At 56.0% G+C, this 554-nt stretch carries 1 protein-coding gene; it reads left to right on the top strand.

All coding sequences use genetic code 11. From position 1 onward, the window contains the following. Positions 1-237: 237 nt before the first annotated feature. Entirely contained in the window at positions 238-399 is a 162-nt protein-coding gene (locus tag AC0L17_RS34590) for a 3-hydroxyacyl-CoA dehydrogenase NAD-binding domain-containing protein (protein WP_473519008.1), read from the top strand. The last annotated feature ends 155 nt before the right edge of the window (positions 400-554 follow it).

Genomic DNA, 554 nt, shown 5'->3' with positions numbered 1-554 from the left:
GGGCCGCAAAGTACATTTTACACGGCGTTAATGTGTGGCTGTACGACCCAGATCGCCGCGCTGCCGAGCGCGTGCAGACAACCCTAGCCGCCGCGCGTCGCGCATATCGCGGTTGACATTCAACCCGCTGCCCCGTGAGGGCTCGTTGACATTCGTAAGTTCGCTTATTGAAGCAGTTCGAGACGCACAGAGCGATCAATCTCGGCCGCGCGATCTATCGCGCCCGGGTCTGTTAGCTTGCCGCCACACACGTCTTCCTCAAGCGTGCCCCCATCGCTGCTTCAGGAGCTGGCGCAGCATCCTGAGCGCGTGCTGGTCGGCCACCCTTACGATCCTGTGTACTTGCTCCCACTGGTGGAAGTGCCGCTTCCGTTTTCTGTCTCATCTTCGCTCCTGTGAAAGGCTACGATGAGTCAGAAAACCTCCCTTCCTCGTTAAGCCAATTCTGTCTCATTGGTGCTGACGCCGGACAGAGAAGTAGATTTTGGCCTTACGCAAATCTGAGTCCATCTCAAAAGCAGATGCCCACGATATAAAAACTAAGTTTGACGATA

The organism is Mesorhizobium sp. WSM4829 (assembly GCF_055811475.1).
This window is presented reverse-complemented; position numbering and strand designations above follow the sequence as displayed.